The 565-nt window shown below is 47.3% G+C and carries 1 protein-coding gene; it reads left to right on the top strand.

Going from position 1 to position 565, the window contains the following annotated elements; translation table 11 throughout:
• Nucleotides 1-15: 15 nt before the first annotated feature.
• The coding region (locus ACTHUR_RS16785) for an AsmA family protein (protein ID WP_440399815.1) at nucleotides 16-565 on the top strand (550 nt) is incomplete at its 3' end.

The raw sequence follows: 565 nt of genomic DNA, 5'->3' as shown, positions 1-565 counted from the left end.
TTGTCTGTTCATTCCATGTTGCACTCAGGAAAATTTTGGCTGAAAACCCTGGTTTTCAGCATTGCCGTGCTTTTATGCCTCACGGCGGTATTGAGTGCCTTAATGTTCCGCATATTCAATACAGAAAACATCGACGCATTCATACAGAAAAACTTTTCTGCCCATGGCTGCCAAGTCAAATACAATGCCAACATCAGCAGAAAATGGCTGCCGCGCCCTACGCTTATTTTAAAAGACCTCAGCCTTTCCTCTTCCGAACCTGATACGCCGACGCTGAATATTGCCGAGTCTAAAATGGGCTTTGGCTGGAGCAGCCTATGGTCAGATGCCCCCATTCTTGAAAAATGGATTCTTTCCAATCCGTCGCTGACGCTGGGTCCCAAAAACCACCTGCCTGCCTGCCTGCAACAAAACCATACATCGAAAGAAAGCTTCCAGCTCAACCGCGTCATCATCAATAACGCCAGCATCCGCTATCACAATAAAGAGCAAGATATTGCCTTAAACGATCTGCAATTTTCCCTGCGCAGAGCTGATTCAGACGGCCGTCCATTCGATATCAGCG

This window comes from Neisseria sp. P0021.S007 (assembly GCF_051956855.1).
Note: the sequence above shows the minus strand (reverse complement) of the source record. Positions and strands in the feature narration are given on the sequence as shown.